Below are 1447 nucleotides of genomic sequence, written 5' to 3'. Positions count from 1 at the left end.
GGGGATGCGGACGTTTTTTTGGACAGTTTCAATCTCACGCTACATTGACTTTTCGGTATTCGGCAATGCTCAAACCATCGAGGCTGATCTTGATTCGGTGATTGTTGTAGAACTCAATGTATGTCGCGATTGCTTCTTTGAGCTCTTGAGGGTTCTGCCAGGTTCTGCCGTAGTACATTTCGTTTTTCATTCGGCCGAAGAACCCCTCGCATGCTGCATTGTCGGGGCTACAACCTTTCTTCGACATCGAGCGAAGTATTCCGAACTTCTCGGTCATACTTCGCCAGCTGCTGCCTCGATAATGTGCTCCGCGGTCTGAGTGAATCACCAAGGAGCCATCCATTGCCGGCTTTTCGGTTGCGATTGCTGCGTACAAAGTTTCTTCTGCTAACTCCATGGTGGGATGAACACTTGTTTTTGCTGCCACGACCTTCCCGTCAAAACAGTCAATGATGGCAGACAGGTACACGCGACCTTGGTTAGTAGCGAAAACACTGATGTCAGTCAGCCACAACCGATTTGGATGCTCAGCATGAAAATTACGGTTCACCAGGTTAGGTGGTGCGGGAGAAATTTCCCCTTGATAGCTGGAGTAACGCCACTTTCGTTTCGGGAACCAGGGACGAATTCCCTCTTCGTGCATGAGACGGCGGACGACCTTCTCACTGATAACGATCCCGCGATGGCGCAGTTCCCACCAAAGTCGGCGATAGCCGTAGGTGTTATTCGACTCAGAACTAATCTCATGAAGCAATTCGCGGATATGCGCGTGCTTATCCGGAGCAAATCGCTGTTGGAGTTGGTAGTAGAAGCTTGATGCCGCAAGATCAATAGCAGCAAGCAGCATAGATAACGGAAACTCGCCGCGTAACGCGTCAACCACTTCAGCCTTGTGCTTATTGCTGAGCTGCCCCGGGATGACGCTGACGTCTTTTTTTACAAGTTCCAGCTCCTTTTCCAAAACAGCCTTGTCAACGAGCAGTTGAGCCATTTGCTTTTTCAGTTCTGCAGGATCATCGGCTAATGATTTCTCGAATGCTGCTCGGGTGGGCATGCGAGTGTGCTCTTTGCGTTCTCTTTTCGACATCAAACCCCATTTTCCCTCTTCACGGTGGCGTTGTGCCCAAGAATAGACACTCATCTTTGAGCGCAGCTCGCATTCCACAGCGGTGTCAGCTGGCCTCCAACCAGCGTTGAAGAGCTCAACAGCACGAAGCTTGACCTCAAACGGGTAGCGGGTCAATGTTTTTGACTGTTTGCGGGGTCGACCAGGTTTGGCGGGTTCACGCAACCATTTGTACAGCGTCCATCGCCCTGGATAACCAAGTTCACGGACGGTCTTGGTCACCGATTGAGTACGCTTGTAAACCTGCAGAGCTCTGCGTCGCTGCTCCTTGGTGTATGAGCGGTTCATGATGGAATCCTCCAAGATTCCGTCCGCATCCCC

Annotated in this window: 1 protein-coding gene; it reads right to left on the bottom strand. The window is 51.1% G+C overall.

Annotated features, from left to right (window positions below; all coding sequences use genetic code 11):
- Nucleotides 1-34: 34 nt before the first annotated feature.
- Nucleotides 35-1447, bottom strand: a 1413-nt coding sequence (locus HMPREF2547_RS04795; RefSeq protein WP_241482431.1) for an IS3 family transposase, incomplete at its 5' end; no start/stop codon positions are given.

It is taken from the genome of Corynebacterium sp. HMSC055G02, from assembly GCF_001809065.1.
In the GTDB taxonomy this organism is placed as follows: Bacteria; Actinomycetota; Actinomycetes; order Mycobacteriales; family Mycobacteriaceae; genus Corynebacterium; species Corynebacterium jeikeium_D.
Note: the sequence above shows the minus strand (reverse complement) of the source record. Positions and strands in the feature narration are given on the sequence as shown.